The organism is Bradyrhizobium sp. LA6.8, from assembly GCF_040547935.1.
Taxonomy (GTDB): domain Bacteria; phylum Pseudomonadota; class Alphaproteobacteria; order Rhizobiales; family Xanthobacteraceae; genus Bradyrhizobium; species Bradyrhizobium barranii.
Window position 1 is genome coordinate 939,439 of the sequence record NZ_JBEPQQ010000003.1, and the last position, 25,457, is coordinate 964,895.

Sequence of the window (25,457 nt, forward strand, 5' to 3'; positions counted from 1 at the left end):
GTAATGGCTATCACGCTTTGTCTGTGGGAATATCGGCCCGGCGCGTGCGCTCTTGCATCACAACGGCCGACACCTTGAACGATCCCTTGCCCGATACCACCGCCGCCGAAAGGCTGCGCCAGCACCTCGAAGAGATCGCGCGCGAGCGCGACAACGCCTATCACGCGCTCCAGGAGCGCGAGGCAGAGCTGGCGCGTATCCAGCGCATCGGCAAGGTCGGCGGCCTCGAGGTCGACTTCCGCGAAGGCTTCAAGAACCGCCGCTCGCCGGAATATCTGATGCTCCACGGGCTGCCGGCGGATGCCACCGACGAGTCGCATGAGGATTGGGTCAACCGCATCCATCCCGAGGATCGCGACGCCGCGGTCAAGCACTTCCTCGATGCGCTGGCCGGGACGAACGAAGACTACACCGCCGAATACCGCATCATCCGCCCCAACGACGGCGAGACCCGCTGGATCCGCGTCGTCGCCAAGTTCGAGCGCGACAGTGATGGCCGCGCCATTCGCCTCGTCGGCGCCCATATCGACATCACCGCCCAGGCACTCGCGCGCGAGACGCTGCGCGAGAGCGAGGAGCGCTTCCGGCTGATCGCCGACAGCGCGCCGGTGCCGATCTGGGTCACGAAGCTCGACCGCACGCGCTCCTTCGCCAACCAGGCCTATGTCGACTTCATCGGCCTGCCCTACGACCAGGCCATCGATTTCGACTGGCGCAAGATATTGCATCCGGACGACCTGCCGCATGTGCTGCAGCAATCCGTCCAGGGCGAAGCGTCGCTGAAGCCGTTCGTGCTGGAAGCGCGCTACAAGAACGCCAGCGGTGAATGGCGGTGGCTGCGCTCGGAATCGCAGCCGCGCTGGGACCCGACCGGCAAGCACATCGGCTTCATCGGCGTCGCCCACGACATCACCGCCGCCAAGCAGGCCGAGATCGAGCTGAGGCGACTCAACGAGACGCTGGAGGAGCGCATCACCGAGCGCACCGCCGAGCTCGAATCCAACGAGGCGCGGCTGCGCGCGATCCTGGAGACAAGCAACCAGTATCAGGGGCTGGTCAATCTCAGGGGCGAGCTGCTCTACGCGAACCGGACTGCGCTCGATGGCATTCGCGTGGAGGCCCGCGACGTCATCGGCAAACCGTTCTGGGACACGCCCTGGTTCAACCAGACCCAGGGCATGAGCGCCGTCGTGCGCGAGGCCTTCGACACCGTGCTCAGAGGCGAAGCGGTGCGGCTGGAGATGCGCCTGCGCCTGCCCATCGGAGAGCGCGATTTCGACTTCGGCATGCGTCCCGTGCTCGACCGCCACGGCAACATCACCGGTGCGGTGCCCGAGGCCGTCGACATCACCGAGCGCCGCCGCGGCGAGGAAGCGCTGCGCCAGTCGCAGAAGATGGAGGCGATCGGCCAGCTCACCGGCGGCGTCGCCCACGACTTCAACAACCTCCTCACCATCATCCGCTCCGCGACCGACTTCCTGCGCCGCCGCGAGCTGCCGGAAGAACGCCGCCGCCGCTATGTCGACGCCATCTCCGACACCGTGGAGCGCGCCTCCAAGCTCACCGCGCAGCTTTTGGCCTTTGCGCGCAGGCAGCCGCTGAAGCCGCAGATCTTCAACGTCGGCAGCCAGGTCGAGGCCGTGGCGCAACTGGTCCGGCCACTGGTCGGCGGCCGCATCGCGATCGCCGTCGAGGTGAACGATGCCGACTGCTTCACGGTGGCCGACATCGCGCAGTTCGAGACCGCGCTGATCAACCTCGCCATCAACGCCCGCGACGCCATGGAGGGCGAAGGCCGCCTCACCATCGCCGTGCGCAAGGTCGCGGGCATCCCGAGCCTGCGTGCGCAGTCGGCGCGCGGCGGCGACTATGTCGCGATCTCGGTTGCGGACACCGGCAGCGGCATCGCCCCTGAAAACATCGACGCCATCTTCGAGCCGTTCTTCACCACCAAGGAGGTCGGCAAGGGCACCGGCCTCGGCCTCAGCCAGGCCTTCGGCTTCGCAAAGCAGTCCGAGGGCGACATCGCGGTGACGAGCACGCGCGGCGAAGGTGCGACCTTCACCATCTACCTGCCGCAGGCGCACAGTCCCGCCGCGGAGAAGGACGCTGCGGCACTGACCAGCGAGGCCGCCACCACCGGGCGCGGCTATCGCGTGCTCGTGGTCGAGGACAATGACGACGTCGGCCAGTTCTCGACCGAGCTGCTGGAAGATCTCGGCTATGTCGTCCGCCGGGTCGCCAACGCCAATGCGGCGCTCGGCATTCTCGGCGAGAACGAATTCGCCGTCGACCTCGTCTTCTCCGACGTCATCATGCCCGGCATGAACGGGGTCGAGCTCGCCGGCGTCATCCGCGAGCGCTATCCGGGCCTGCCCGTCGTGCTCACCAGCGGCTACAGCAACGTCCTCGCCGAGAACGCCCATCGCGGGTTCGAGCTGATCCAGAAACCGTACTCCGTGGAATCGCTGTCGCGTATCCTGCGCAAGGCGATCACCGAGAAGTTGGCGGCGGCAAGGTGAGAGATAATCGATGAAACCCGCCCTCTTCTCCGCCTGGCAGACCTGGGCGCTTTTGTCGGCCTGCTTTGCGGCGCTCACCGCGATCTTCGCCAAGGTCGGCGTCGAGAACATTAATCCGGATCTGGCGACGTTCATCCGCACCATCGTGGTGCTGCTCGCCTTCTCGGTGTTGCTGTTCTTCACCGGCCAATTCGCGGTGCCGTCGGCGGTCTCGTCGAAGACCTGGCTGTTCCTGGTGTTGTCCGGGCTTGCGACCGGCGCGTCCTGGCTGTGCTATTTCCGTGCGCTGAAGCTTGGCCCCGCGACGCTGGTGGCGCCGATCGACAAGCTCAGCGTCGTGCTGGTGGCCCTTTTCGCCTTCGCCTTTCTCGGCGAGCGTCCAACTGGACAGGGCTGGCTCGGCATCGCCATGATCGGCGCCGGCGCGGTGCTGCTGGCCGTGAAGTTTTGAAGGGCGGAACAAAGGTGGCGTGAGATCGGTTTCTGGCTGGTCGCTTCCCAGCCTCAATCGAGAGACCGATGTCGAGCCAGGCCTCCCATCACCCCACCGACCAGACGAGACGCGCCGGCCGCGCGCTGGATGCGGCCAACTTCTTCCTCGCCGACGTCCGCGACGGGCTTGGGCCCTATCTCGCCGTCTATCTCCTCACCGAGCAGCACTGGGACGAGGCGCGCATCGGCCTCGTGATGTCGATCGCGACCGTTGCCGGCATCGTGGCGCAGACGCCGGCCGGCGCGCTGATCGATGCGACGCGGGCGAAGCGGCTGGCGATGGTCATCGCCGCCATCATGGTGACGTTGGCGTCACTGTCGCTGCCGCTGTTTCCCGCCTTCCTGCCGGTCGCGGTCTCGCAAGGCATCGCGCAGGCCGCCGCAGTGATCTTTCCGCCGGCGATCGCCGCCGTCTCGCTGGGCATCTTCGGTCATGCCGCCTTCACCCGGCGGATCGGCCGCAACGAGACCTTTAATCACGCCGGCAATGCAGTCGCCGCCGGGCTGGCGGGACTTTCCGCCTATTGGTTCGGCCCGACCGTGGTGTTCTACCTTCTCGCTGCCATGGCAGTCGCAAGCCTCGTGAGCATTCTCGCGATCCCCGCCCGCGCCATCGACCACGACCTCGCCCGCGGGCTGCACGAAGCCGATACCGGTGACCGGCCGGAGCAGCCCTCAGGTCTCGCGGTGCTCCTGACCTGCCGCCCCCTCCTCGTCTTCGCAGTCTGCGTCGTGCTATTTCACCTGTCCAACGCGGCCATGCTGCCGCTGGTCGGGCAGAAGCTTGCGCTGCAGGACAAGAACATGGGCACCAGCCTGATGTCGGCCTGCATCGTCGCAGCGCAAATAGTGATGGTGCCGTTCGCGATGCTGGTTGGCGCGAAGGCCGACCGCTGGGGCCACAAGCGCTTCTTCCTCGCCGCATTGTTGATCCTGCCCATTCGCGGCGCACTCTATACGCTCTCCGACAATCCGTTCTGGCTGGTCGGCGTGCAGCTTCTGGACGGCGTCGGCGCCGGCATCTTTGGCGCGATCTTCCCCGTCATCGTCGCCGACCTCATGCGCAACACCGGCCGCTTCAACGTCGCGCAGGGCGCCATCATCACCGCCCAGAGCATCGGCGCGGCGCTGTCGACGACGCTTGCGGGCCTCGTCGTGGTCGGTGCCGGCTACAGCGCGGCGTTCATCACGCTTGGCGCGGTCGCCGCGATCGGCGCCATCGTCTGCCTCCTCGCCTTGCCCGAGACCCGGCGTGGCACCTTGCAGGCACAGGGGAAGACAGCGGCTCCAGCATCGGTTATCGCTGCCGAATGAACCGACCCAACCTCAAGGACTGAACGTGCCGTCTGACGCCATCTGGGCCTGGAGCATCATCGTCGCCGCGACCGCAGGCGTCATCATCCGGCCTTTTCGCCTGCCCGAGGCGATCTGGGCCGTGATCGGCGCCGGCGCCCTGGTGCTGCTCGGCCTCCTGCCGTGGCAGGACGCGCTCACGGGCATCGAGAAAGGCGTCGACGTCTATCTCTTCCTGATCGGCATGATGCTGATCGCCGAGCTCGCCCGGCTCGAAGGCCTGTTCGACTATCTCGCAGCGCTCGCCGTCGAATATGCAGCCGGCTCGCCGCAGCGGCTGTTTCTGCTGATCTATCTCGTCGGCACCGTCGTCACCGTGCTGCTCTCCAATGACGCCACCGCGATTGTGCTGACACCCGCCGTCTACGCTGCGACGCGCGCGGCCGGCGCCAAGCCGCTGCCCTATCTCTTCGTCTGCGCCTTCATCGCGAACGCCGCAAGCTTCGTGCTGCCGATCTCGAACCCCGCCAATCTCGTGGTGTTCGGCTCGCGCATGCCGCATCTGACCGAATGGCTGCGTCAGTTCGCCCTGCCCTCGCTCGCCTCGATCGTGCTGACCTATGTCGTACTGCGCATCACCCAGCATCGCGCGCTGAAACAAGAGATCATCGAGCGCCGCGTGCCGCACAAGGTGCTCAGCCGCGGCGGCAAGCTGACCGCGATCGGCATTGCTGCGATCGGCGTGGTGCTGATCACGGCCTCCGCGCTCGACAAGCAGCTTGGCCTGCCGACCTTCATCTGCGGCGCCGTGACGACCGGCCTCGTCCTGCTGCTCAGCCGTCAGTCGCCCATGCCGGTGCTCAAGCACGTGTCCTGGAGCGTGCTGCCGCTGGTCGGCGGGCTTTTCGTGATGGTGGAAGCACTGGTGAAGACTGGCGTGATCGGCCATCTCAGCGCACTTCTGCACGAGGCCGTCGCGCAGTCCGTACCCGGGGCCGGCTGGAGCGTTGGGATCGCCACCGCCATCGCCACCAATATTGCCAATAACCTACCGGTCGGCCTCGTGGCCGGGTCGATCGTGGCCGCCGATCACCTGCCCACCTCGGTCGTCAGCGCCATCCTGATCGGCGTCGACCTGGGACCGAATTTCTCGATCACCGGTTCGCTCGCGACCATCCTGTGGCTGGTCGCGCTCCGCCGCGAAAAAATCGAGGTCGGTGCGTGGCCGTTCCTCAAGCTGGGCCTGCTGGTGACGCCCCCCGCCTTGATCGCAGCGCTTGCGGCTGCGATCTGGTAATCGCGCGCAATTTGCGGCGCATCAATGTCGCCGCCAAAGCCGGACCTATGCTTCTTCGCTCGCGCAGTCTCATACGGCGCGGCACGGAGGTCCATCATGCAGATTCAATCAAAGGCATTGCCGCAGAGTTTTTCCCTACGTCGGTCGTTTCGGAGCTTCACCGCGCCGGAACAAGGTGGCGGGACATATCACCCCCTGCTCGTCGTCTCGGTCGTGGTGCTGCTGACCCTGTTCGCGATCGTGGAGATCGACCTCCACAGCGCCCAGCTTCAGGCGATCGGCCTGCTCGGCCATGGGTCCGGGCTCAATCCCGTCTTCCTGAGCCCGTAGCGGGAAAAGCCCGATCGCGGCCACAAGGCCGCGACCGGGCAACGCGTTAGTCGTTCTCGTAGCCGTAGACTTCCGGCAGGATGAAGATTGCAGCGAGCAATCCGATCAGCGGGAAGATCGCGACCATCAGCGTGGCATTGGCCTGGCCGATCGCGGCGAACACCGTCGGGAACAGGAAGATCGCCAGGAACGATGGCAACTTCACGAACATGTAGGCGAAGCCGCTGGCCGTGCCGCGATACTTGGGCTTCGCAACCATGGTCGGGATCGTCATGCAGTTCGACGCGTCCCAATAATGGCCCCACAACATGGCGGCCGCTGCGAACGGCAGCAGGATCTTGTTGTCGGTGTAGAGCGCGAAGGCCGCGACCAGCAGCGAGGCCAGCACGATGCTGAAGCCGGCGATCGAGATGCCGCGGTGGCCGATCTTCGGCGTCAGCAGCGGACCGACCCAGCCGGACAGGGCCGCGAAGGAGAACAGCGCCATCGTCACCAGGTTGATGCCGAGCACGCTCGACACGCCGACCATCACGAACAGCACCGGCAGATAGAATGCGAAGGTCGAGAACTCGCTGCCTTGCGCGAAACAGGCGATCCAGCCGTAGATCGTGGCGCGCCAGCGGATCGGGTCCTTCCTGAGGTCGGCGATGAAGGCACGTGTGCTGACCTTCGGCACCTTCACGTCCTGGTCCGGCAACATATCGAGATTGTCGTTGAACATCTCGCGCGCGACCTTCTTGGCCTCGCGGTAACGTCCCTTCTGCACCAGCCACACCGCCGTCTCCGGCACGTCGTGACGCATGATCAGGATGATCAGCGCCGGCACCGCGCCGAGACCGAGCGTCACGCGCCACAGCATCTCGTGCTGCATGTCGATCAGCAGGAAGATCACGATAACACCGATGGTGAGAACTTCACCGACGGCGAACATGAATTGCCAGCGATTGCCCATGACCTCGCGCTCACCCTTGGCCATGGATTCCATGATGTAGGTGTAGCCGGTCGAAATATCCGAGCCGAGCGGAATGCCGAGCAGGAAGCGGATCACGATGAGCCAGGTCACGTTCGGCACGAAGGCCTGCGCCAGCGCGAGCACGATGAACAGCACCATCGTCACCAGGAACATGACGCGGCGGCCGATCTTGTCGGAGAGCCAGCCGCCGAGCAGCGCGCCGATCAGGGCGCCGCCCTGCGTGCCGGCTGCAGCGAGACCGAGCATCAGCGGATCGGGATTGTACTGCTCCTTGATGAAGATCAGCACGAAGGCGATCGAATAGAGATCCCAGGCTTCGACCAGGATCGAGGCCATCATCAGCCAGCCGACCTTGTTGCCCTTGGGACTGTAGTTCGTGATGAGGTAGCGGACCGCGGCTTCGCTCGCGGTCGGTTGTGGCATCGCCGTCGTTAACATCTTTGGTCCTCTCTTAGAAACTTTCTTACGTGCCGAGCAGCGGCTCGATGCTGCAATCGAGCAGGCGCGGATCGATCCCCGCCTCCATGCCCGTGAACATGTGGTCCATGTAGTCGATCAACGCATCGCTCGCCTTCACGGCGTCCTCGACATGGCGGCCGGCGACCGCAACGAGAATGGCGAGGTGGCGATCGATCGTGCCCGACAGTTCGGCCTGTCCCGGCATGAAGCGATGGTGGATGTAGCCGATGCGGCGGTACAGCGTGTGCAACGGCCGCAGCGTGTGCACCAGGAAGGGCTCGCCGGCCGCTTCCAGCACCAGCGCGTCGATGCGGCGATCTATGCTGTTGAATTCGTCGAGGGTCAGGGTCGCGCGGCGTTCGCGCAGTAGACGCTCGATGTGCAGCGCCTGATTGCGATGCGACAGGCTGGCGCGATCCGCCGCGAGCCGCACGACAAAGCGCTCCATGTCGCGGCGCAAGGCCAGCAGCATCCGCTCGCGCGCAAGATCGATCGGCGCGATGTGCAGGCCGTGGCGCGGACGGATGATGATGAGCGTGTCGGCGGAGAGACGATTGACGGCGTGATGCACCGGTGTGCGCCCGAAGCCGGTGATGTGCTGCAATTCCAGCATCGTCATGAATTGTCCGGGCTTGAGCTCGCAGTGAACGAGCAGCTCTTCGATCCTCTGGTAAGCCAGCTCGAAGAAGTTGAGCCGGTTGCGCCGGGAGGGCTTGCCCTCGCCGTCGTCCTCGTTTCTCACCACCTCGAGCGCGCGCTTGCGCCGTGCCATGTCGTCCTCCTGTCAGCCGCGCTCTCATTGCTGGATGGCGCCTTAGTTGTGGGACCCTTAAAACATGTTGTGATATATTACAAGCAAGCGTAAGACGTTCGCGCGAGCTGCAGCATGCTGCAGTGCAAAATGAGACGTCGGGCGCGAGGCGCCTGTGATGGGAGGATTGTTGCCGTGAAGATCACGTCAATCGAGACGCTGCGCACCGAGGAATTTTCCAACGTCATCTGGGTGCGCGTTCACACCGACACGGGCATGATCGGTCTCGGCGAAACCTTCTATGGCGCGGGCGCGGTCGAAGCGCAGATCCACGACACCTTTGCCGGCCGCCTGCTCGGCCGCAATCCGCTGCACATCGAGGCGATCCATCGCGACATGCTGAACCTGCCGATGGCGCAGTCCTCGACCGGCGTCGAATACCGCGCGGCCTCCGCAATCGACATCGCGCTATGGGATCTGTTCGGCAAGGTCTGCAATCAGCCTGTGCACCAGATGCTCGGCGGCCTCTGCCGCGACAAGCAGCGCATCTACAACACCTGCGCCGGCACCCAATATGTCCGCTCCACCAATATCAGCCCCGTCGCCAACTGGAATCTCGGCGCCTCCAAAGGCCCCTACGAAGACCTCGACGGCTTCATGCACCACGCCGACGCGCTGGCCGAAAGCCTGCTGGAGAGCGGCATCTCCGCGATGAAGATCTGGCCGTTCGACCCGGCGGCACAGGAGAACAAGGGGCTCTACATCACCGCAGCCCAGATGAAGCGGGCGATCGAACCGTTCGAGAAGATCCGCAAGGCCGTCGGCGACAAGATGGAGATCATGGTCGAACTCCACTCGCTCTGGAACCTGCCGACCGCCAAGCAGATCGCGCGCGCGCTCGAGCCCTACAAGCCGACCTGGTACGAAGACCCGATCCGGATGAACTCGCCACAGGCGCTGGCCGAATATGCCCGCTCGACCGATGTCTGGGTCTGCGCCAGCGAGACGCTGGGCTCGCGCTTCCCCTACAAGGACATGCTCGACCGCGACGCCATGCATGTGGTGATGGCGGATCTGTGCTGGACCGGTGGCTTGACCGAAGGCCGCAAGATCGCGGCGATGGCCGAGACCTATCACCGCCCGTTTGCGCCGCATGACTGCATCGGCCCGATCGGCTTCATCGCCGCCATCCACATGTCGTTCAGCCAGCCCAACACGCTGATCCAGGAATCGGTACGCGCCTTCTACAAGGGCTGGTACAATGAGCTCGTCACCACGATGCCCACGATCAAGGACGGCTTTGTCTATCCGATGGAAGGACCCGGCCTCGGCGTCGACCTTCTGCCCGCCGTATTCGACCGCTCCGATCTGACCGTGCGTCGCTCCAACGTCTGAGGATTTCTTGAGATGAGCACCGCCCTCTTCGACCTTTCCGGCCGCACCGCGCTCGTGACCGGCTCCTCCCGCGGGCTCGGCCGCGCCATTGCCGAGGGCATGGCCAAGGCCGGCGCCAAGATCATCATCAACGGCGTCGACTCCAAGCGCGTCGAGCAGGCCGTGGCCGAATTTCGCGCCGCCGGTCATCAAGCCGAGGGCGCCGCGTTCAACGTCACCGACGAGCCGGCGATCGTCGCCGCCTTCGAGCGCTTCGACCGCGAAGGGCTCGCGGTCGACATTCTCGTCAACAATGCCGGCATCCAGCACCGCAAGCCGCTGGTCGAGTTCACCACCGACGAATGGCGCAAGGTGATCGAGACTGACCTCACCAGCGCCTTCGTGATCGGCCGCGAGGCCGGCAAGCGCATGATCCCGCGCAAGCACGGCAAGATCATCAATATCGGCTCGCTCGGCAGCGAGCTCGCGCGTCCCACCATCGCGCCCTACACCGCGGCCAAGGGCGGCATCAAGAACCTGACCCGCTCGATGGCGGTGGAATGGGCCCCGCACGGCATCCAGGCCAACGCGATCGGCCCCGGCTACATGCTGACCGACATGAACGAGGCGCTGGTCAACAACACCGACTTCAACAACTGGCTGATGGGCCGCATCCCCTCCAAGCGCTGGGGCAGGCCGGACGAGCTGGTGGGCGCGGCGATCTTCCTGGCGTCGGACGCTTCGACCTACGTCAACGGACAGATCATCTATGTCGATGGCGGCATGATCGCCGCGATGTAATCGCGAAAGCCAAGGGAACGAGACCATGCGCGCCGTCGTCATCCACGCCCCGAAAGACCTGCGGATCGACAGCTATCCCGATCCAGCCCCCGCCCCGGGCGAAGTCCGCGTCAAGATTGCGAACGGCGGCATCTGCGGCTCCGACCTGCACTACTACCATCACGGCGGTTTCGGCGTCGTGCGCATCCAGCAGCCGATGGCGCTGGGCCACGAGATCGCGGGCGTGGTCGCGGCGGTCGGTGACGGCGTCACCAATGTGAAGCCGGGCGCGCGCGTCGCCGTCAATCCGAGCAGACCGTGCGGCCAGTGCCTGCATTGCCAGGAAGGCATGCGCAACCAGTGCCTCGACATGCGCTTCCTCGGCAGCGCGATGCGCTTTCCCCACGTGCAAGGCGGGTTTCGCGAGTTCATCACGGTCGATGCCACGCAGGCCGTGCCGATCTCCGACAAGCTGTCGCTGGCGGAGGCCGCGGTCGCCGAGCCGCTCGCAGTGTGCCTGCATGCCGGCAAGCAGGCCGGCCCCCTCCTCGGCAAGCGCGTGCTGATCACGGGTTGCGGGCCGATCGGTGCGCTGATGATCCTGGTCTCGCGCTTCGGCGGCGCGTCCGAGATCGTGGTGACCGATGTCGCCGACGCGCCGCTCGCGGTTGCAAAGAAGCTCGGCGCCACCCACGCCATCAATGTCGCGACCGATGCCACAGCGCTCGATCCCTGGCGCGCCGGCAAGGGCGTGTTCGACACCCTGTTCGAGGCCTCCGGCAACCAGGCCGCGCTTCGCACCGCGCTCGACGTGCTTCGGCCCGGCGCGACGCTGGTGCAGCTCGGTCTCGGCGGCGAGATGACGCTGCCGATCAACTCCATCGTCGCCAAGGAATTGCAGCTCCGCGGCACCTTCCGCTTCGACCCCGAATTCGAGCTCGCGGTGCGGCTGATGGGCGAAGGGCTGATCGACGTGAAACCGCTGATCACGGCCACCATGCCGTTCGAGAACGCGGTCGCCGCGTTCGAACTCGCCAGCGACCGCTCGCAGTCGATGAAGGTGCAGCTGACGTTCTAGGGCGAGTATCGCCGCTACTGGCTCCCGATCAGCTTATCGCTGACCAGCCGGACCGCGCCCCGTTTCCACGAATAGTCGGCCCCCATGCGCAGGCCGCTGTCGCCACGCGACAGCACCGCACCGGTCCTGGCATCGCGGACCTGGAAGCCGAGCGTGTATTCGGTGCGGCTGACCCGCCGCACCACGCCGATCAACGACTGATCCGCGCCGAGCTTTTGCGCGATCGCCGCCTCGCAGCCACCGCAATCCCGCAAGGCGCGCGCCTTGACCGCCTCGCCGCCGGCATCAACGATGCGGTAGCGGCCGGATTGGCCCAGCGCCTCGCGCACGCTGGCGGTAACTTCGGCCAAGTATGACGTATCCGACGTGGCTGAAGCGCCGGCCGAGGCGGCGGTCGTATCCTCAAGCTCGAAATCGAACACGGCCAACGCGACCGGCGCGGGCGTGGCGAGCGCGGCCATGACCTCGCGAGACACGAAAATCTCGGCGCGCTCCCATGATTCATCATTGTCGCCGCGGAAGGTGTAGAGCTTGTCCATCACGAGCTTTTTGGCGCCGACGTCGATCACGGCGACCTTGGCCCATTGCACCAGCGTGCTGGTCTTCTGGATGCCGCCGATGACCTTGAATGCGGCGCCGTCCTGGGCAGACGGCACTGGCCGGTAGCGGCCGTCCGCACTGATATCCCGCCTGAGCGCGGCCATGAACGCCGACAGCCGCCGCTCATGGGCGGCGGTCTGGTTGGCCGGCTCGGCGGACGTATCGGTGTAGCTGAAATCGTCCATGGCAACGCCGATGGCATCCTCGGCGCCGGCAGGCGAGGAGGCCGCCGGGAGGACGAAGAGGAGGAAAGCAGAGAGGATCAAGCTGATACGGCGCATGCGGGCCTCGTGTGATGGAGCGGCGGCGCAATCTGGACGGCAGCCTCAGGTCATGCAGCTGCGCTGGTCCCGACCAAGGCCGGGAAAATTTCACGACGTTGCACCGCGGTATGCGCAGTGCTTTCCGCCGCTCGCGTTCTGCCGTTTAATGCGCCGGCGACAATTCCGTTCGCGCCAGGTGCCCGCCGATGTGGAACCGCCCGAGGTTCGATCTCAAGGTCCGTCTGACGTTGCGCGTGGCCGCCATATCGGCCGCGTGCTTCGCCGCGATCTCCGCCTATTTCCTCATCACCGCCGACCGCGCGGCCCATGCGCGCCTCGACGACATCGCCGCCATCGTGGCCAAGACGCTGGAGCTGCAACAGGGCAAGATCCAGTGGGTGGCTAGCCCGCGCTCGGACTTTCCCAACCTCGACCCCGTTTCGGCCTATGTGATGACGCCCGGCCTGTGCCTGGCGTTCCGCGGCGTGAGCGGCGACTTCATCCAGCGATTCTGCAGTGGCGCGCCGATCCCGGCGAACCCGCCGCCGCAAGTCTTCGTGGCTTTCTATCGCAGCCTGTTCGACCCCGGCCGCGAGGCGGCACGGCCCGTGATCGTGCGCGGAACGAAGCTCGGCGAGACCGTGGTCTCGGTCGACCCGGCCGTGCAGACCGCCGACGCCTGGCACGAGGCCGGCCGCCTGATGCTCGCACTTGCAATCGCACTGCCGCTATTGTGCGTCCTGGTCTACGCCGCACTGGCGCGTGCGCTGCGCCCCACCCGCATGATTCGCTCCGGCCTCGAACGGATCGCAGCCAATGACCTGTCGACGCGGCTGCCGCCGTTCGATCTCGCCGAACTGTCGGCGATCCGCGACGTCTTCAACCATCTCGCCGAAAGCCTCGACACCGCGCTGGCCGAGCGCAGCGAATTGACGCGGAAACTGATCGCACTCCAGGACGAGGAGCGCCGCCATCTCGCGCGCGAGCTGCATGACGAGTTCGGCCAGTCGCTGGCCGCCATCCGCGCGCTCGCCTCCTCTGCCCGCCAGACCGCCGTACAGGACTGCCCCTCCCTGCTTGGCGAGTGCGACGGCATCGCGCGGACCGCAACCGGCATGATGGAGACGCTGCGCGGCGCGCTGTTCCGGCTGCGCCCGCCTGATGTCGAGGAGCTCGGGCTCGTGGCGAGCCTCGAAGGCCTGGTCGCGGGCTGGAACGGGCGCAGCCGCGGCCAGACGCGGTTTTCGATCCGTTTCGACGGTGCGTTCGCGACCCTGCCCGCCACGATCAGCGCGAGCCTCTACCGCATCGTGCAGGAGGCGCTCACCAACGCCGCCAAGCATGCCGGCGCCACGCGGGTAAGCCTGGAGCTTGCGATGCGTGCCGACGAGATCGCACTTGCGATCGACGACGACGGACGGTCGAACGATCCCGTCGCAAAATCCGGAATGGGCCTGCTCGGCATGCGCGAGCGCGTCGCGGCCCTGCGCGGCCAGTTGAGCTTCGAGGCCGCGCCGAACGGCGGCTCCGCGCTGCGCGTGGTCATTCCGCTTGCAGGCCTCGATCGGCAGCCACTGGAGCGCGCGGCATGAGCGCGGCCGATGCAACCATTCTGCTGGTCGACGACCATTCCGTCGTCCGCGAAGGCTATCGCTCCGTGCTCCAGAAGCAGCCGGGGCTTCGTGTCGTCGCCGAAGCCGCCGACGGCGCCGAGGCCTACCGTCTGTTCAAATCCGAGGCGCCTGACCTCGTGATCATGGATCTCAGCATGCCCGGCATCGGCGGCATCGAGGCCGTCAGGCGCATCAGGCAATGGGACAAGGCGGCACGGATCCTGGTCTTCACCATGCACGAGAATGCCGGCTTCGCCGTGCAGGCGATCCGCGCCGGCGCGCGGGGCTATGTCACCAAGACCAGCCCGCCCGAGACGCTGGTGCGCGCCGTGATGGACGTGCTCGCCGGCAAGATCGCCATCAGCCCCGACATCGACCACGAGCTCGCGCTCAGCCGTATTAGCGGCGAGAGCTCGGCCGCCGACGTGCTCACGCCGCGCGAGTTCGAGGTGCTGCGGCTGCTGCTCGCCGAGAACACGACGGAGGAGATCGCCGAGACGCTCCACGTCAGCCCGAAGACGGTGGCGAACCTGCATTCGCTGATCAAGGACAAGCTCGGCGTCGGCTCCGACATCGAGCTGGTCCGGCTGGCGCTGCGGCAAGGCATATTGACCGAGGTCGATCTCGGCGAGGCCTGATCGCCGCCGAGCGCTTAAGGTTCCAGCTTTGCTCCGTCGGGCGAAAATGCCTCCACCGCGTCGCTGATTTTGCCGCGTGCCCGAGGATCATTCGCGCGCGACCACCTGGTCCAGCCACGCGCAGTTCAGCGGCGGCACGCGCGGATCGGCGACGCGCACGCCGCGGGCTGCCGCATCCAGCCGCATGTCGCGAAGCCGCTTGCGCTGTTCGTCCGGCATATGGAGGCGCTCGTGGCCCCACAGCGAAGGCCCGTCAAAGGTCTCGTGCGGCTGCCAGGTCTCGGGATCGATGATGCGCCCGCCCCAGCCGTATTCGATGAAGAAGCCGGAAGGCGTGTTCACATAGAACGAGGTCATGTGGTCGTTGGTATGCCGGCCCAGCGTGTAGACCACGCGACCGTCTTCGAGCTGCGCGAGGTCGTAGCCCTGCCCGACGTCGTCAAGGGTCCCGAGCTCGACCATGAAGTGGTGCAGCGCCTTGCGCCCCGATCCGACCATCGCGAAGGAATGGTGGCGACCGTTCACATGGAAGAAATAGAGCCCGTAGGGTTTCAGCCCGTAGTCCGAAACGTGGAAGCCGAGCACGTCGCGATAGAACGGCAGCAGCGGCTCGACATCTTCGACATTCATCACGACGTGGCCCATGCCGAGCGCGCCGGTGCGAAAGCCCGAGATCGGCCGGCCCGGCCTGAACGGCTCGTTCGCAAGCTCCGGCTTGCAGAAAGCCTCCAGCCGGTTGCCCGCGGGGTCCGAGAAAATGATCAGCTCGGCGACATGGCGCTCGTCGGCGAGCGCGCGCGAGCCACGCGTCACCCTCACGCCATGGCTTTCGAGCCTGCCAGCAAGCTGCTCCAGCTCCACGGTCGAGGGAACCTCCCAGCCCATCACCGCCAAACCGGCATCGCTGCTGCCATCGACGATCAGCCGCTGTTTGCGATCATCCATGCGGAAGGCGCGCATCTTGCCGCCGCGATCGACCTGCTGCATGCCGAGCAGCCCGGTCGCCATCTGACCCCACTGATCGAGCTGGGACGAGTTGATCCCGATATAGCCGAGCGCGGTGATTTCCATCGACGTCCTCCCGAGGGCATCGCGTTCACCGCAGTGCGGCGAACTTGATACCGGCCGCGCGCGATCCTACGGTGGTGTCCCGCAATCGCTTCGCGTTCGCAAAGACGATAGTCGCGGCGCGATCTGCCACAAGGGAGGAAATACGAAGTGTCCAAGGAGCGGACGCGGAACGGCCAACCTCGGCAATCGGAGGGCGTGCGCGCCTTCAAGCGCGGGCTGGACGTGCTGCAGGAGGTCAACCGCTCCGGCGGCATTCGTGCCGGCGACGTCGCCCGCGCGCTCGATCTGCCTCGCCCGACCGTCTATCGCCTGCTCGAAACGCTGGAGGAACTCGGCTATGTCGCCCGCAGCGCCAGCGACGAGCGCTTTCGCGTGACCCGCCTCGCTCTGAGCCTCGGAGACGGTTACGATCCCGGTGTCGTGATCTGCCAGGCGGCCGCGCCTTTTCTCGCCGAACTCAGCAAAACTCTGGTCTGGCCGGTCGATCTCTCGACTTACGAGAACGCCGCGATGGTGGTGCAGGAAACCACCCATTCGCGCAGCCCGCTCTCGATCGACCGCGGCATGATTGGAAAACGGCTGCCGATGCTGCGGACCTCCGCAGGCCGCGCTTATCTCGCCGCATGCCCCACGCGCGAGCGGGACCTCATCGTCAGCCATCTCCGCCGCATCGATGAGGCCGACGACCGTCCCTTCCTCGATGAGGGCCGTCTCAACCAGATGATCGCCGAGACGCAAGCGCGCGGCTACGCGGTCCGCAGCGAAGGCGAATACAATCCCAAGACCGCCTCAATCGCCGTTCCGATCGTGCGCAAAGGCGCCGTCTACGGCTGCATCTCCATCATCTGGATCCGCTCGGCGCTGGGGATCGAGGAAGCAATGGCGCAGTTTGTCGGCCAGCTCCAGGAGACGGCGTCCGCCATTCCGGTCGAGCCGTAGCGCGGCCGGTATGTCCACGCCGTCATGCCCGGGCTCGCCCCGGGCATCCACGTCTTTCGTGCCGCGCGGCAAGGCGTGGATCGCCGGGTCAAGCCCGGCCATGACGACCTTGCCAAGGGCCGTCCGCTGGGCGGACACTTGGCGCGACGGCGTTGATGCTGCGGCGCGGCTTGGGGAAGAGATAGCCCCATGCAGGATAAATCCGCCCCCGAGGAATTTGACGTCGTGATTGTCGGCCGTGGCCCGGTCGGTGCCACGCTCGCCAATCTGCTCGGCCTATGCGGCGTGCGGACCCTGGTGCTGGAGCGCGAGGCGCGGACCTATCATCTGCCACGCGCGGTGCATTTCGACGACGAATGCATGCGCGTATTCCAGACCATTGGCCTGGCCGATACGATCCTGCCGCAGGTCATTCTCAGCCCCGGCATGCTGTTCCTCGACGCCGACGGCAAAATGCTGCTGGACTGGTCGCGGCCGCAGACGATGACGCCGATGGGCTGGAATCTCAGCTATCGCTTCCACCAACCCGATCTCGAGGACGTGCTGATCAGCGGCCTCGCGCGCTGGCCGCACGTCAGCTTGCGCAGCCGCTGCGACGTGTTCGCGCTGGATCAAGACGAGAGCGGCGTGCGCGTCCGTTACGAAGATCTCTCGAACGGCAAGCTCAGCGAGGTCCGCGCCGGCTATGTGATCGGCTGCGACGGCGCGCGCTCGCTCGTCCGTCGCTTCATCGGCTCCGGCATGGACGACCTCGGCTTCCACGAGCGCTGGCTGGTGATCGACGTGCAGCTCGAGCGGAACCGCGACGATCTCGGTGACTACAGTATCCAGCACTGCGACCCGCACCGACCCGCGACCTATGTCCGCGGCACCGGCACGCGGCGGCGCTGGGAGATCACGGTCCTGCCCGACGAGGATTCGAACGACGTCGCGCAGCCGGCCAAGGTCTGGGAGCTGCTGTCACGCTGGCTCACGCCCGACGATGCCGAGCTCGAACGGGCCGCGGTCTACACCTTTCATTCCGTCATCGCCCAGCAATGGCGGAGTGGCCGGCTGCTGCTTGCGGGCGATTCCGCGCACCAGACTCCGCCCTTCCTCGGCCAGGGCATGTGCGCCGGCATCCGCGATGCCGCCAACCTTGCCTGGAAGCTTGCCACCGTCATCCGCGACGGCGCCGCACCTGAACTGCTCGATACCTATCAGAGCGAGCGCCAGCCGCATGTGCGCGAGTTCATCGAGCTCGCTATTCGCCTTGGCGGTGTGATCAACACCAAGGCAATCGAGGCGGGTCTTGCAGCTGGCGAACCGCGCAAGAATGCTCCGGTGAAGCTCGAAGTCAAGAAGCCCCTGCTTGGTCCCGGGCTCGCGCTCGGCGACCTGCCTCTCGCCGGACACCTCGCACCACAATTCACGCTGAACGACGGCGGCCGTGGCGACGACCGGATCGGTTATAGCTATGTGCTGCTTGTCGAGGGCGCAGCCCGTCCCGCTCTCTCGCAGGCGGGCATCAATATCCTGACCAGTGACGTTGCCGAGGGCATCGGCCCCTGGCTCCGCGAGCACGGCATCATCGCCGCGCTCGTTCGCCCCGACCGCTACATCGGCGGCACCGCCCGCAACGATGCCGAGCTCGACCGGCTCGTCGCCGCCATCACGCCTCCAACCCACGTGCCGTCCGCGGCCTGACCGAACTCTCCTCAAGGACATCCCATGAAGCTGCTTTCGTTTATCGCCAGTGGCCGCGCCTCTTTTGGGGCCGTCAAGGACAATGGCGTCGTCGATCTCGGCTCACGCATGGCGCCCTGCACCACGCTGCGGCAATTGCTCGAAGCCGGTCGCGTTACCGAAGCGGCAAAGCTGGTCGCCTCCACAGCGCCCGATCATCCACTCGACACAATCAGCTTCGCACCTGTGATCCCTGATCCCGGCAAGATCATCTGTGTCGGTCTCAACTATCGCGACCACGTCGCCGAGACCGGCCGCACCGTCACCGAGAAGCCGGCACTGTTCGTCCGCTTCCCCTGCAGCCAGGTCGGCCATCTCCAGCCGATCGTGAAGCCGAAAGTGAGCGACGATTTCGACTATGAGGGCGAGCTCGCACTCGTCATCGGCAAAGAGGGCCGCCACATCCCGGCAAGCCGTGCACTCGACCATATCGCCGGCTATTCATGCTACAATGAAGGCAGCATCCGCGACTGGCAGCGCCACACCAGCCAGTTCCTTTCCGGCAAGACGTTTGCGGAGAGCGGCAGCTTTGGCCCGTGGCTGGTGACGGCGGATGAGATCCCCGATCCGTCGAAGCTCAGCCTGCAGACGCGTTTGAACGGCACCGTCGTCCAGGACACGACCACCGACCTCCTGATCACCGCCGTCCCCGAGCTGATCGCTTACATCTCCACCATCTGCCCGCTCGTCCCCGGCGACGTCGTCGTGACAGGCACGCCGGGCGGCGTCGGCGCCAAACGCGCGCCGCCGCTGTGGATGCGCCCGGACGACACCGTCGAGGTCGAAATCTCTAGCATCGGAGTTTTGCGCAACAAAGTCATCGCCGAACCGGCCTGATCGCCGCCATCGACCAATCAAACATAACAATATTCAGGAAACGCCATGGCCATTCTCCGCACCCCATCCGCCGCCCTCCTGCTGGTCACGCTGGCGCTCGCGGGCTCCCCTGCGCGCGCCGAGATCAAGGGCGCCGCCATCCGCATCGGCGTCCTCACCGATATGAACGGCATTTTCGCAACCGCGATGGGCCCGGGCTCGGTCGAGGCGGCGCGGATGGCCGCGGAAGAATTCGGCGGCAAGATCAACGGCAAGCCGATCGAGATCCTGCAGGCCGATCACCAGAACAAGCCGGACCTCGCTGCCTCACTCGCACGAAAGTGGTTCAGCGACGGCGTTCAGGCGATCGCGGATGGCGGCAGTTCCGGTGCGGCGCTCGCGGTGCAGGAGCTGGTGCGCGGCAACGGAAACATCTTCCTCGTCTCCGGCGCGGGCGCCAACCAGCTCACCGATGAGGCCTGTGCGCCGACCAGCGTGCAATGGACTCAGGACGCTTATTCCACCGCAACCGCGGTCGTCTCCGGCATCATGCAGACCAGCAAGGAGCCGTGGTTCTTCATCACCGGCGACTATGCTTTCGGACACTCGATCGAGGCGACCGCGCGCGACCGCATCGCGGCCCTCGGCGGAAAGGTCGCCGGCAGCGTCAAGGCCCAGCTCGGCACGCCCGATTACAGCTCCTTCCTGCTGCAGGCGCAGTCCTCCGGCGCAAGAATCCTGGCGATCAACGTCGCCGGCGACAACGCCACCGCGATCAAGCAGGCGGAGGAGTTCGGCCTCGCCGACCAGGGCATGAAGATCGTGCCGATGTCGTTCCAGAACGTCGACATCGAGGCTGTCGGCCTCAAGGCAACGCGCGGCGATCTCATCGTCACCTCGTTCTTCGAGGATGTCTCGCCAGCCGCCCGGAAGTTCTCCGACGCGTTCTATGCGCGCCGCAAGGCGATGCCTTCACAGATCCAGGCCGGCGTCTATTCCGCCGTGCGCCACTATCTGCAAGCCTTGAAGGACACCGACACGGACGACAGCGCCACCGTGATGGCGAAGATGAAGGCAACGCCGGTGTCGGACGCCTACACGCCCAACGGCCGCATTCGCGAGGACCAGCGCATGGTGCACGATCTCTATTTGGTGCAGGTCAAGACGCCGGAGGAATCCAAGGGCCCCTGGGACTTCGTCAAGCTGGTCGCGACCATCCCGCCCGACCAGGCCTTCCGCCCGCTCGACCGCAGCAAGTGCGGCCTGGTCGGTAAGTGATCGACTAGGCCAGATAACGCGTTAGATAGCCTTCCATGGCGTAGAGGGCGCAGAGCGCGAGGCTCGACCACACTGCGGCGGTGAAATACAGGAACATCCAGGTCAGCTCGCCCTTCCAGTGCGCGATGTCGTGGGTCACCACCCAGCGCGTCGCGACGTCATGCAGACCTTCGAGGAAGCCGAGGAGCTTGTTGCCCTCTTGATGCCCTGCCCGCCAGCGGCTGAGATACATCGGCACGTCGACGGTGACGAGGAAGGCGAGGAAGCAGGCGATGCCGACGATGCCGGCGATCAGCGCCCATCGCACCGGTCCCTGGAATTCCGGCATGAGGCGGCACAGCGCGATGCCGGCGAGGAAAAACGTCACCGCCCACAGCGAGTTCTCGATCGCGTTATAGAGGAAGTTCGTGGTGACGACCGCGTACCAGGAGAAGCACTCCGCGACGATGATGATGGGCACGATCACCAGCGCGATGTTCACCGCGGTCTCCGCGCCCGTCATGTGACCCAGCTGATGCAGGATGATCGCCCATTGCGCGACGAAGCACAGCTCGGCCACGGTCGCGACGGTGCGGCCGACGAAGACGCTGGAGAGCCAGGTGTCGAACAGGCAGATGCGCTGCACGTCGGCGCGCGGCAGGAACGATCGGAACGCGCAGCCGAACACATAGCCGGCGCAGAGCAGGAACATCAGCCCGATATCCGAACCGCCGCCGGCGCTGCCGGCAACCGTCGGATAGAACTCGCGGTACAGCATGAACCAGACGAGAATGTTGGCAGCACTGACAAGCGTCAGGGACCCCCACCACCACGCGAGGGGATTTGACCGCGCCTGCCACTGCAACATGAATCGCTCCGCCGTAACCGATATGACATTTAGTGGTAGCAATTCTGTCATAAATCGGCGGCACGACGCGACAAAAATCTACGTTATGGCGCTGTCATAATTGACCTGCGCGCTGTCATATTCGCGAAGGCGGCTGCTCTCCCCATGCGTTTCCGAGCTTATTCCGGGGCGCCTCTTCGAGGCCCCCGGAATAACGCTGGGGATTCTATTTCTTCATCCCACCAACATACGCCGCGAGCTTGTCCAGCGTCTGGTAGCCGTATTCGACGGCACCGAAGCCGATCATGCCGTCGCGCTGCTCGGTGCTCGAGGCCAGTTGCCGCATCATCAGCACGGTCTTGCCGTTGCTCTGCTCGGCAAAGGTGAGGGTGAAGCGGAACATGCCGGGATCATCGTCCTGGTCGACGCCGTGATCCATCTCCATCAGCGACGGCCGCTCGATGCGGCGGAAGCGCATGCGGTTCGGATAGACGGTGCCGTCAGGACCGATCATGTTGAAGCGCCAGACGCCGCCGACGCGCACGTCGATCTCGAAGGTCTCGATCTTGAAGCCCTTCGGCCCGAACCATTGCGGGAGATGTTTTGGATCGGACCACGCCTCGAACACCAGATCGCGCGGCGCGTCGATCACGCGCGACATCACGATCTCGCGATCGATCGACCATTGCGACAGGGCGGGATTGGCAGAATTCGTCATCACTCAGAACCTTTCCGTTTGGTTGTGCGGGACGGCCGCTTGGCGGCCGCCCTCTCCTTCTCTTTCTTCAGTTGCATGACGTAAGCCTCGAACCGGTCGAGCCGCGCCTCCCAGATCGCGCGCTGCTGCTGGAACCAGTCCTCCGCGCCGACGAGCGCGTCCGGGCTGAGCCGGCAGGTGCGCACGCGGCCGGATTTCTCCGACTGAACGAGCCCGCTCGTCTCCAGCACATGGATGTGTTTCATGAAGCTCGGCAGCGCCATCTCGAACGGATCGGCGAGCTCACCGACCGACGCCTCGCCGGCGCAGAGCCGCATCACGATCGCCCGCCTTGTGGGATCAGCGAGGGCTGCGAAGATCTGGTCGAGCTGGGATAATTGGTTAGCCATGAAGCTAACTATAGGCCCACCACCGCCCTGCGTCAATAATTGTTAGCTCACAAGCTAAGTAATTTCCGCAAGCCCCCCGCCGGCGGAACCCACAACGCGGAATCGTGAATTGGGGCACCCGGCCCTCGCCGTTAGAAGAGAGAGGGGGCGCATCGCATCAAGCGTCAGAGCCGTGCCGTCTGTTGTCACCTCGTCACACCTCACCCGGCGGGCCCTCGCGCGGGCCGCGTTGGTTCCCCTCGTGTTGGCCTGGCCGCGCCGCGCATCCGCGGATTCCGACATGATCGCGCAGATGCGCGACATCGTCGCCAACGAGCTGGCGCCGACCGCGACGCCGGACCAGCCGGGCGGCCTCGCCGCTGCGCTCTATGCCGGCCGCCATGTCGAGTTCTTCAACTACGGCTTCGCCGACGACGGCACGCGACGACCGGTCACACCGGACACGCTGTTCAACCTTGGTTCGCTGCGCAAACCGTTCGAGGCGACGCTGGTGGCGCTGGGCTCGCTCCGGAGTGAATTGCGGCTCGACGACCGCCTGCCGAAATATCTGCCCGAGCTCACCGGAGACTATGTCCGCCGCGTCACCGTCGGCCAGCTCGCCACGCACACGTCGGGCATGCTGCTGTCGACCGACCATCCGCCCTGGCCGAACGATTCGTTCTCGCGGGCGCAGTTCATCGACATGTTCAACGCCTGGGAGCCGCAGGCCGGCGAGGCGCCCGGCAAGCAGCGCATCTACAGCCATGCCTGTTACGTGCTGCTTCAGCTCGTGCTCGAGCGCTGCTACGGCGTTCCGATCGCAACTCTGTTCGAAGAGCGCATCCTTGGGCCGATCGGCATGAATGCGACCTCTCTGCCGGAGCGCGGCGAGGACAACCGCGCCGTCATGGACGTGGCGTGGATGCAGCGCGTCGTGCAAGGCTATTCGGATCAGGGCATGGCGATCGGCCCACCCGGCAACCAGCAGAGCTATTTCGACTTTCCCGGCGCCGGCCAGATGTTTTCGTCCGCGCGGGATCTCGCGACCTTCGTTGCGGCCTGCGTCGACGGCCGCTCGGTCGATCCGCATTTGCGCGAGGCGCTGCGGATGACGCAGCGCGAGACCTTCCGCGTCGACGACAAATTCGGACAAGGCATGGCCTGGGAGACGGTCCACCTCCCCGACGCCACCATCGTCGATAAGCCCGGCGGCCTCAACAATGCCTCCGGCTATCTCGGCCTCGTCCCTATCAGGCAGATCGGCTTCGTCCTGCTCGCCAATCGCGGCGAATACCCGCACGAGATCGTTCGCTACAAGATCCTGCCCGCGCTGACGAAGCTCATGGCCTCGCACTGAACCGTCCCTCGCAACAGAAAGCCCCGGCAGAGCCGGGGCTTTCCGCGCCAGATCAGGAACGGGATGAGCTCAGTACCTGGCGACGACCGGTCCGCCGAACTTGTAGTTCACGCCGACGCGCACGATGTTCGACTTGAGATCGACCGAGTGGGTATAAACGTTGCTCGGATATTGCGTTACGCCGCCGACCAGATTGGTACTGGTCGCGCTGGCGCGGCCGAGATCGACGTAGAGATATTCGGCCTTGAGCGACCAGCCGCCGCCGAAGGCATATTCGGTGCCGACGCCCGCGGTCCAGCCGAGGCGCGTGTCGCGGATCGCGGCCGACTCGGTCGCGGCTGAGAACGTGTCGGTGAAATTGAAATTGCCCTTCACCTCGGAGATCGCCGCGCCGCCCGTCGCGTACAGCAGCCAGGTCGGAGCCGCGAGGAAGCCGATGCGACCGCGGATGGTGGCGAGCCAATCGGCCGAGACCTGCGACGACACGGTAAAGCCTGTCGGCGCGCAGCAGGGATAGAGCGCAGAGCCCGTCGCGCTGCCCTTGAAACCGAAATAGTTGATGTCGCCTTCGAGGCCGAGCACGGCGTGGTTCACCTGCCAGTTATAGCCCGCGGTGAAGCCGCCGGTCACGCTGGAGCTGTTGACGCCTTGGGCGCCGACCGTGTTGATGGCGGGGACGCTGCTGGCGGCGAAATAGCCGGCCGGCGTCCAGATGGTCGAGGTGTTCAGATCGGCGTTGCCCCACTGCCCGCCGACATTGCCGCCGACGTAAAAGCCGGTCCAGTTGTAGGCCGGCGCCATCACCGGCGCCTTGGTGTATTGCGCCGCGAGGTCGGCCGCCTGCGCGGATGCGGTGCCGAGCACAATTGAAGCGACCGCCAGCAAAAACTTGTTCATTCCGAGTCTCCATGCCCCACGCGATCGACGCTCGCGTTTCAATTGCGCACCGGTGGGAGCCATCCGGCGCAGATTGGGGATAGGGAGTGGACCGCTCGCCGTCTCGGTCTGCGGCGCAGTTCGTATGGACTGTGACGTAGTCCGTGACTTATCGCGCAAGACCAGTGACGAGTGTGACCCGAACGCCACGCGTCGCCCCGCCGCAGCGGCGCACCGCGCAGGCCGCGCGTCGCGTTACGACAAGTGCACCAGAATGGCGGAGCGAAGCCGCGCGCCGACTCACACCGAGCGTGTCAGTCCGCCGTCGACGCGGATATTCTGGCCGGTGATGTAGGCGGCACCCTCGGACGCCAGGAACGACACCGTCGCCGCGACCTCCTCGACCTTGCCGTAGCGCTTCATCGGCACGCTCTCGCGCCGCGCATCGGTCTGCGGCAGGCTGTCGATCCAGCCCGGCAGCACGTTGTTCATGCGGATGTTGTCGGCGGCATGAGTGTCGGTGAAGATCTTCGTGAAGGCGGCAAGGCCTGCGCGGAACACCGCAGAGGTCGGAAACATCGCGCTCGGCTCGAATGCCCAGGCGGTCGAGATGTTGATGATGGCGCCGCTCTTCTGCGCCTGCATCACCGGCGTCACCAGCCGGGTCGGCCGGATCACGTTGAGGAGATAGGTGTCGAGGCCGGTGTGCCACTGCTCGTCGGTGATCTCCGTGATCGCCGCGCGCGGCCCGTGGCCGGCGCTGTTGACGAGCACATCGATGCGTCCCCATTTGGCTATCGCCCCGTCGACGAGCCGCTTCAGATCATCGTTCGACTTGTTGGAGCCGGTGACGCCGAGGCCGCCGAGCTCGACTGCCAGCGCCTCGCCCTTGCCGGAGGACGACAGGATCGCGACGCGAAAGCCGTCGGCCGCGAGCCGCCGCGCAGCCCCTGCCCCCATGCCGCTGCCGCCAGCCGTGACAAGTGCGACCTTCTCTGCTGCCATGACCGATCATCCCTG

Annotated in this window: 24 protein-coding genes; 15 read left to right on the forward strand and 9 right to left on the reverse strand. The window is 65.7% G+C overall.

Annotation, left to right across the window (positions count from 1 at the left end; all coding sequences use genetic code 11):
* The first annotated feature begins 44 nt into the window (after positions 1 to 44).
* The 5 genes from ABIA90_RS18180 to ABIA90_RS18200 all read left to right on the forward strand — a co-directional run bounded on the left by ABIA90_RS18180 (position 45) and on the right by ABIA90_RS18200 (position 5,934).
* Positions 45 to 2,522 carry a PAS domain-containing hybrid sensor histidine kinase/response regulator gene (locus ABIA90_RS18180; RefSeq protein WP_354117909.1) on the forward strand — a complete coding sequence of 826 codons (2,478 nt, stop codon included), beginning with the start codon at positions 45 to 47 and terminating at the stop codon, positions 2,520 to 2,522.
* Positions 2,523 to 2,532: 10 nt separating this feature from the next.
* Positions 2,533 to 2,973 (forward strand): EamA family transporter, encoded by a 441-nt coding sequence (locus ABIA90_RS18185; protein ID WP_085405512.1) that lies wholly within the window; start codon positions 2,533 to 2,535, stop codon positions 2,971 to 2,973.
* 68 nt (positions 2,974 to 3,041) lie between these two features.
* Positions 3,042 to 4,328: an MFS transporter gene (locus tag ABIA90_RS18190; protein WP_354117908.1), complete on the forward strand. Its 1,287-nt coding sequence runs from the start codon at positions 3,042 to 3,044 to the stop codon at positions 4,326 to 4,328.
* A gap of 25 nt (positions 4,329 to 4,353) precedes the next feature.
* Positions 4,354 to 5,604: an arsenic transporter gene (locus tag ABIA90_RS18195; RefSeq protein ID WP_354117907.1), complete on the forward strand. Its 1,251-nt coding sequence runs from the start codon at positions 4,354 to 4,356 to the stop codon at positions 5,602 to 5,604.
* A gap of 96 nt (positions 5,605 to 5,700) precedes the next feature.
* A complete protein-coding gene (locus tag ABIA90_RS18200) occupies positions 5,701 to 5,934 on the forward strand; it encodes a hypothetical protein (protein WP_354117906.1) in 234 nt (77 codons plus the stop codon).
* Positions 5,935 to 5,980: 46 nt separating this feature from the next.
* Here the strand turns inward: ABIA90_RS18200 and ABIA90_RS18205 are convergent, their stop codons facing one another.
* Both ABIA90_RS18205 and ABIA90_RS18210 read right to left on the reverse strand, forming a co-directional pair.
* Positions 5,981 to 7,345 carry an MFS transporter gene (locus ABIA90_RS18205; protein ID WP_063982669.1) on the reverse strand — a complete coding sequence of 455 codons (1,365 nt, stop codon included), beginning with the start codon at positions 7,343 to 7,345 and terminating at the stop codon, positions 5,981 to 5,983.
* Between the two features lie 25 nt (positions 7,346 to 7,370).
* The gene (locus ABIA90_RS18210; RefSeq protein WP_028152288.1) at positions 7,371 to 8,138 is read right to left on the reverse strand and encodes a GntR family transcriptional regulator; all 768 of its coding nucleotides are present in this window, start codon (positions 8,136 to 8,138) and stop codon (positions 7,371 to 7,373) included.
* Between the two features lie 174 nt (positions 8,139 to 8,312).
* Between ABIA90_RS18210 and ABIA90_RS18215 the strand changes: the two genes are divergently transcribed.
* Genes ABIA90_RS18215 through ABIA90_RS18225 form a run of 3 tightly spaced genes read left to right on the forward strand, consistent with a single transcriptional unit; the run spans position 8,313 to position 11,349 of the window.
* Positions 8,313 to 9,512, forward strand: coding sequence for a mandelate racemase/muconate lactonizing enzyme family protein (locus tag ABIA90_RS18215; protein ID WP_166342234.1), 1,200 nt, complete (start codon positions 8,313 to 8,315; stop codon positions 9,510 to 9,512).
* A gap of 12 nt (positions 9,513 to 9,524) precedes the next feature.
* Entirely contained in the window at positions 9,525 to 10,292 is a 768-nt protein-coding gene (locus ABIA90_RS18220; RefSeq protein WP_354117905.1) for an SDR family oxidoreductase, read from the forward strand.
* Between the two features lie 25 nt (positions 10,293 to 10,317).
* Positions 10,318 to 11,349, forward strand: a complete 1,032-nt coding sequence (locus tag ABIA90_RS18225; protein WP_354117904.1) for an L-idonate 5-dehydrogenase — start codon at positions 10,318 to 10,320, stop codon at positions 11,347 to 11,349.
* 14 nt (positions 11,350 to 11,363) lie between these two features.
* Here the strand turns inward: ABIA90_RS18225 and ABIA90_RS18230 are convergent, their stop codons facing one another.
* The gene (locus ABIA90_RS18230) at positions 11,364 to 12,230 is read right to left on the reverse strand and encodes a DUF3280 domain-containing protein (protein ID WP_283016808.1); all 867 of its coding nucleotides are present in this window, start codon (positions 12,228 to 12,230) and stop codon (positions 11,364 to 11,366) included.
* Between the two features lie 188 nt (positions 12,231 to 12,418).
* Between ABIA90_RS18230 and ABIA90_RS18235 the strand changes: the two genes are divergently transcribed.
* Both ABIA90_RS18235 and ABIA90_RS18240 read left to right on the forward strand, forming a co-directional pair.
* Positions 12,419 to 13,804: a HAMP domain-containing sensor histidine kinase gene (locus tag ABIA90_RS18235; RefSeq protein ID WP_354117903.1), complete on the forward strand. Its 1,386-nt coding sequence runs from the start codon at positions 12,419 to 12,421 to the stop codon at positions 13,802 to 13,804.
* Positions 13,801 to 14,463 (forward strand): response regulator, encoded by a 663-nt coding sequence (locus ABIA90_RS18240; protein ID WP_028152282.1) that lies wholly within the window; start codon positions 13,801 to 13,803, stop codon positions 14,461 to 14,463. The genes ABIA90_RS18235 and ABIA90_RS18240 overlap by 4 nt, the downstream gene beginning before the upstream one ends.
* A gap of 87 nt (positions 14,464 to 14,550) precedes the next feature.
* Here ABIA90_RS18240 and ABIA90_RS18245 read toward each other — a convergent pair whose 3' ends face one another.
* Entirely contained in the window at positions 14,551 to 15,534 is a 984-nt protein-coding gene (locus tag ABIA90_RS18245; RefSeq protein ID WP_354117902.1) for a VOC family protein, read from the reverse strand.
* A 147-nt stretch (positions 15,535 to 15,681) separates the two neighbouring features.
* Between ABIA90_RS18245 and ABIA90_RS18250 the strand changes: the two genes are divergently transcribed.
* The 4 genes from ABIA90_RS18250 (at position 15,682) to ABIA90_RS18265 (ending at position 20,292) form a co-directional block, all read left to right on the forward strand.
* Entirely contained in the window at positions 15,682 to 16,473 is a 792-nt protein-coding gene (locus ABIA90_RS18250; RefSeq protein ID WP_354117901.1) for a DNA-binding transcriptional regulator, read from the forward strand.
* A 189-nt stretch (positions 16,474 to 16,662) separates the two neighbouring features.
* The gene (gene mhpA, locus ABIA90_RS18255; RefSeq protein ID WP_354117900.1) at positions 16,663 to 18,159 is read left to right on the forward strand and encodes a bifunctional 3-(3-hydroxy-phenyl)propionate/3-hydroxycinnamic acid hydroxylase MhpA; all 1,497 of its coding nucleotides are present in this window, start codon (positions 16,663 to 16,665) and stop codon (positions 18,157 to 18,159) included.
* A gap of 24 nt (positions 18,160 to 18,183) precedes the next feature.
* Positions 18,184 to 19,035 carry a fumarylacetoacetate hydrolase family protein gene (locus ABIA90_RS18260; protein WP_354117899.1) on the forward strand — a complete coding sequence of 284 codons (852 nt, stop codon included), beginning with the start codon at positions 18,184 to 18,186 and terminating at the stop codon, positions 19,033 to 19,035.
* A 45-nt stretch (positions 19,036 to 19,080) separates the two neighbouring features.
* Positions 19,081 to 20,292: an ABC transporter substrate-binding protein gene (locus tag ABIA90_RS18265; RefSeq protein ID WP_354117898.1), complete on the forward strand. Its 1,212-nt coding sequence runs from the start codon at positions 19,081 to 19,083 to the stop codon at positions 20,290 to 20,292.
* Between the two features lie 4 nt (positions 20,293 to 20,296).
* Here the strand turns inward: ABIA90_RS18265 and ABIA90_RS18270 are convergent, their stop codons facing one another.
* The 3 genes from ABIA90_RS18270 to ABIA90_RS18280 form a co-directional block, all read right to left on the reverse strand.
* Complete coding sequence (locus ABIA90_RS18270) at positions 20,297 to 21,139, reverse strand: hypothetical protein (protein ID WP_354117897.1); 843 nt, start codon at positions 21,137 to 21,139, stop codon at positions 20,297 to 20,299.
* A gap of 205 nt (positions 21,140 to 21,344) precedes the next feature.
* Complete coding sequence (locus ABIA90_RS18275) at positions 21,345 to 21,836, reverse strand: SRPBCC family protein (protein ID WP_071912944.1); 492 nt, start codon at positions 21,834 to 21,836, stop codon at positions 21,345 to 21,347.
* Positions 21,836 to 22,225, reverse strand: coding sequence for an ArsR/SmtB family transcription factor (locus ABIA90_RS18280; protein ID WP_166097165.1), 390 nt, complete (start codon positions 22,223 to 22,225; stop codon positions 21,836 to 21,838). Before ABIA90_RS18280 ends, ABIA90_RS18275 begins: the two co-directional genes overlap by 1 nt.
* 280 nt (positions 22,226 to 22,505) lie before the next feature.
* Between ABIA90_RS18280 and ABIA90_RS18285 the strand changes: the two genes are divergently transcribed.
* Positions 22,506 to 23,561, forward strand: coding sequence for a serine hydrolase (locus ABIA90_RS18285; protein ID WP_354117896.1), 1,056 nt, complete (start codon positions 22,506 to 22,508; stop codon positions 23,559 to 23,561).
* Between the two features lie 69 nt (positions 23,562 to 23,630).
* On the opposite strand, the gene ABIA90_RS18290 is transcribed toward ABIA90_RS18285, so the two are convergent.
* Together ABIA90_RS18290 and ABIA90_RS18295 are read right to left on the reverse strand one after the other, a co-directional pair.
* Positions 23,631 to 24,458 carry an outer membrane protein gene (locus ABIA90_RS18290; RefSeq protein WP_208087391.1) on the reverse strand — a complete coding sequence of 276 codons (828 nt, stop codon included), beginning with the start codon at positions 24,456 to 24,458 and terminating at the stop codon, positions 23,631 to 23,633.
* Between the two features lie 279 nt (positions 24,459 to 24,737).
* The gene (locus ABIA90_RS18295) at positions 24,738 to 25,442 is read right to left on the reverse strand and encodes an SDR family oxidoreductase (protein WP_283016813.1); all 705 of its coding nucleotides are present in this window, start codon (positions 25,440 to 25,442) and stop codon (positions 24,738 to 24,740) included.
* Between the last annotated feature and the right edge of the window lie 15 nt (positions 25,443 to 25,457).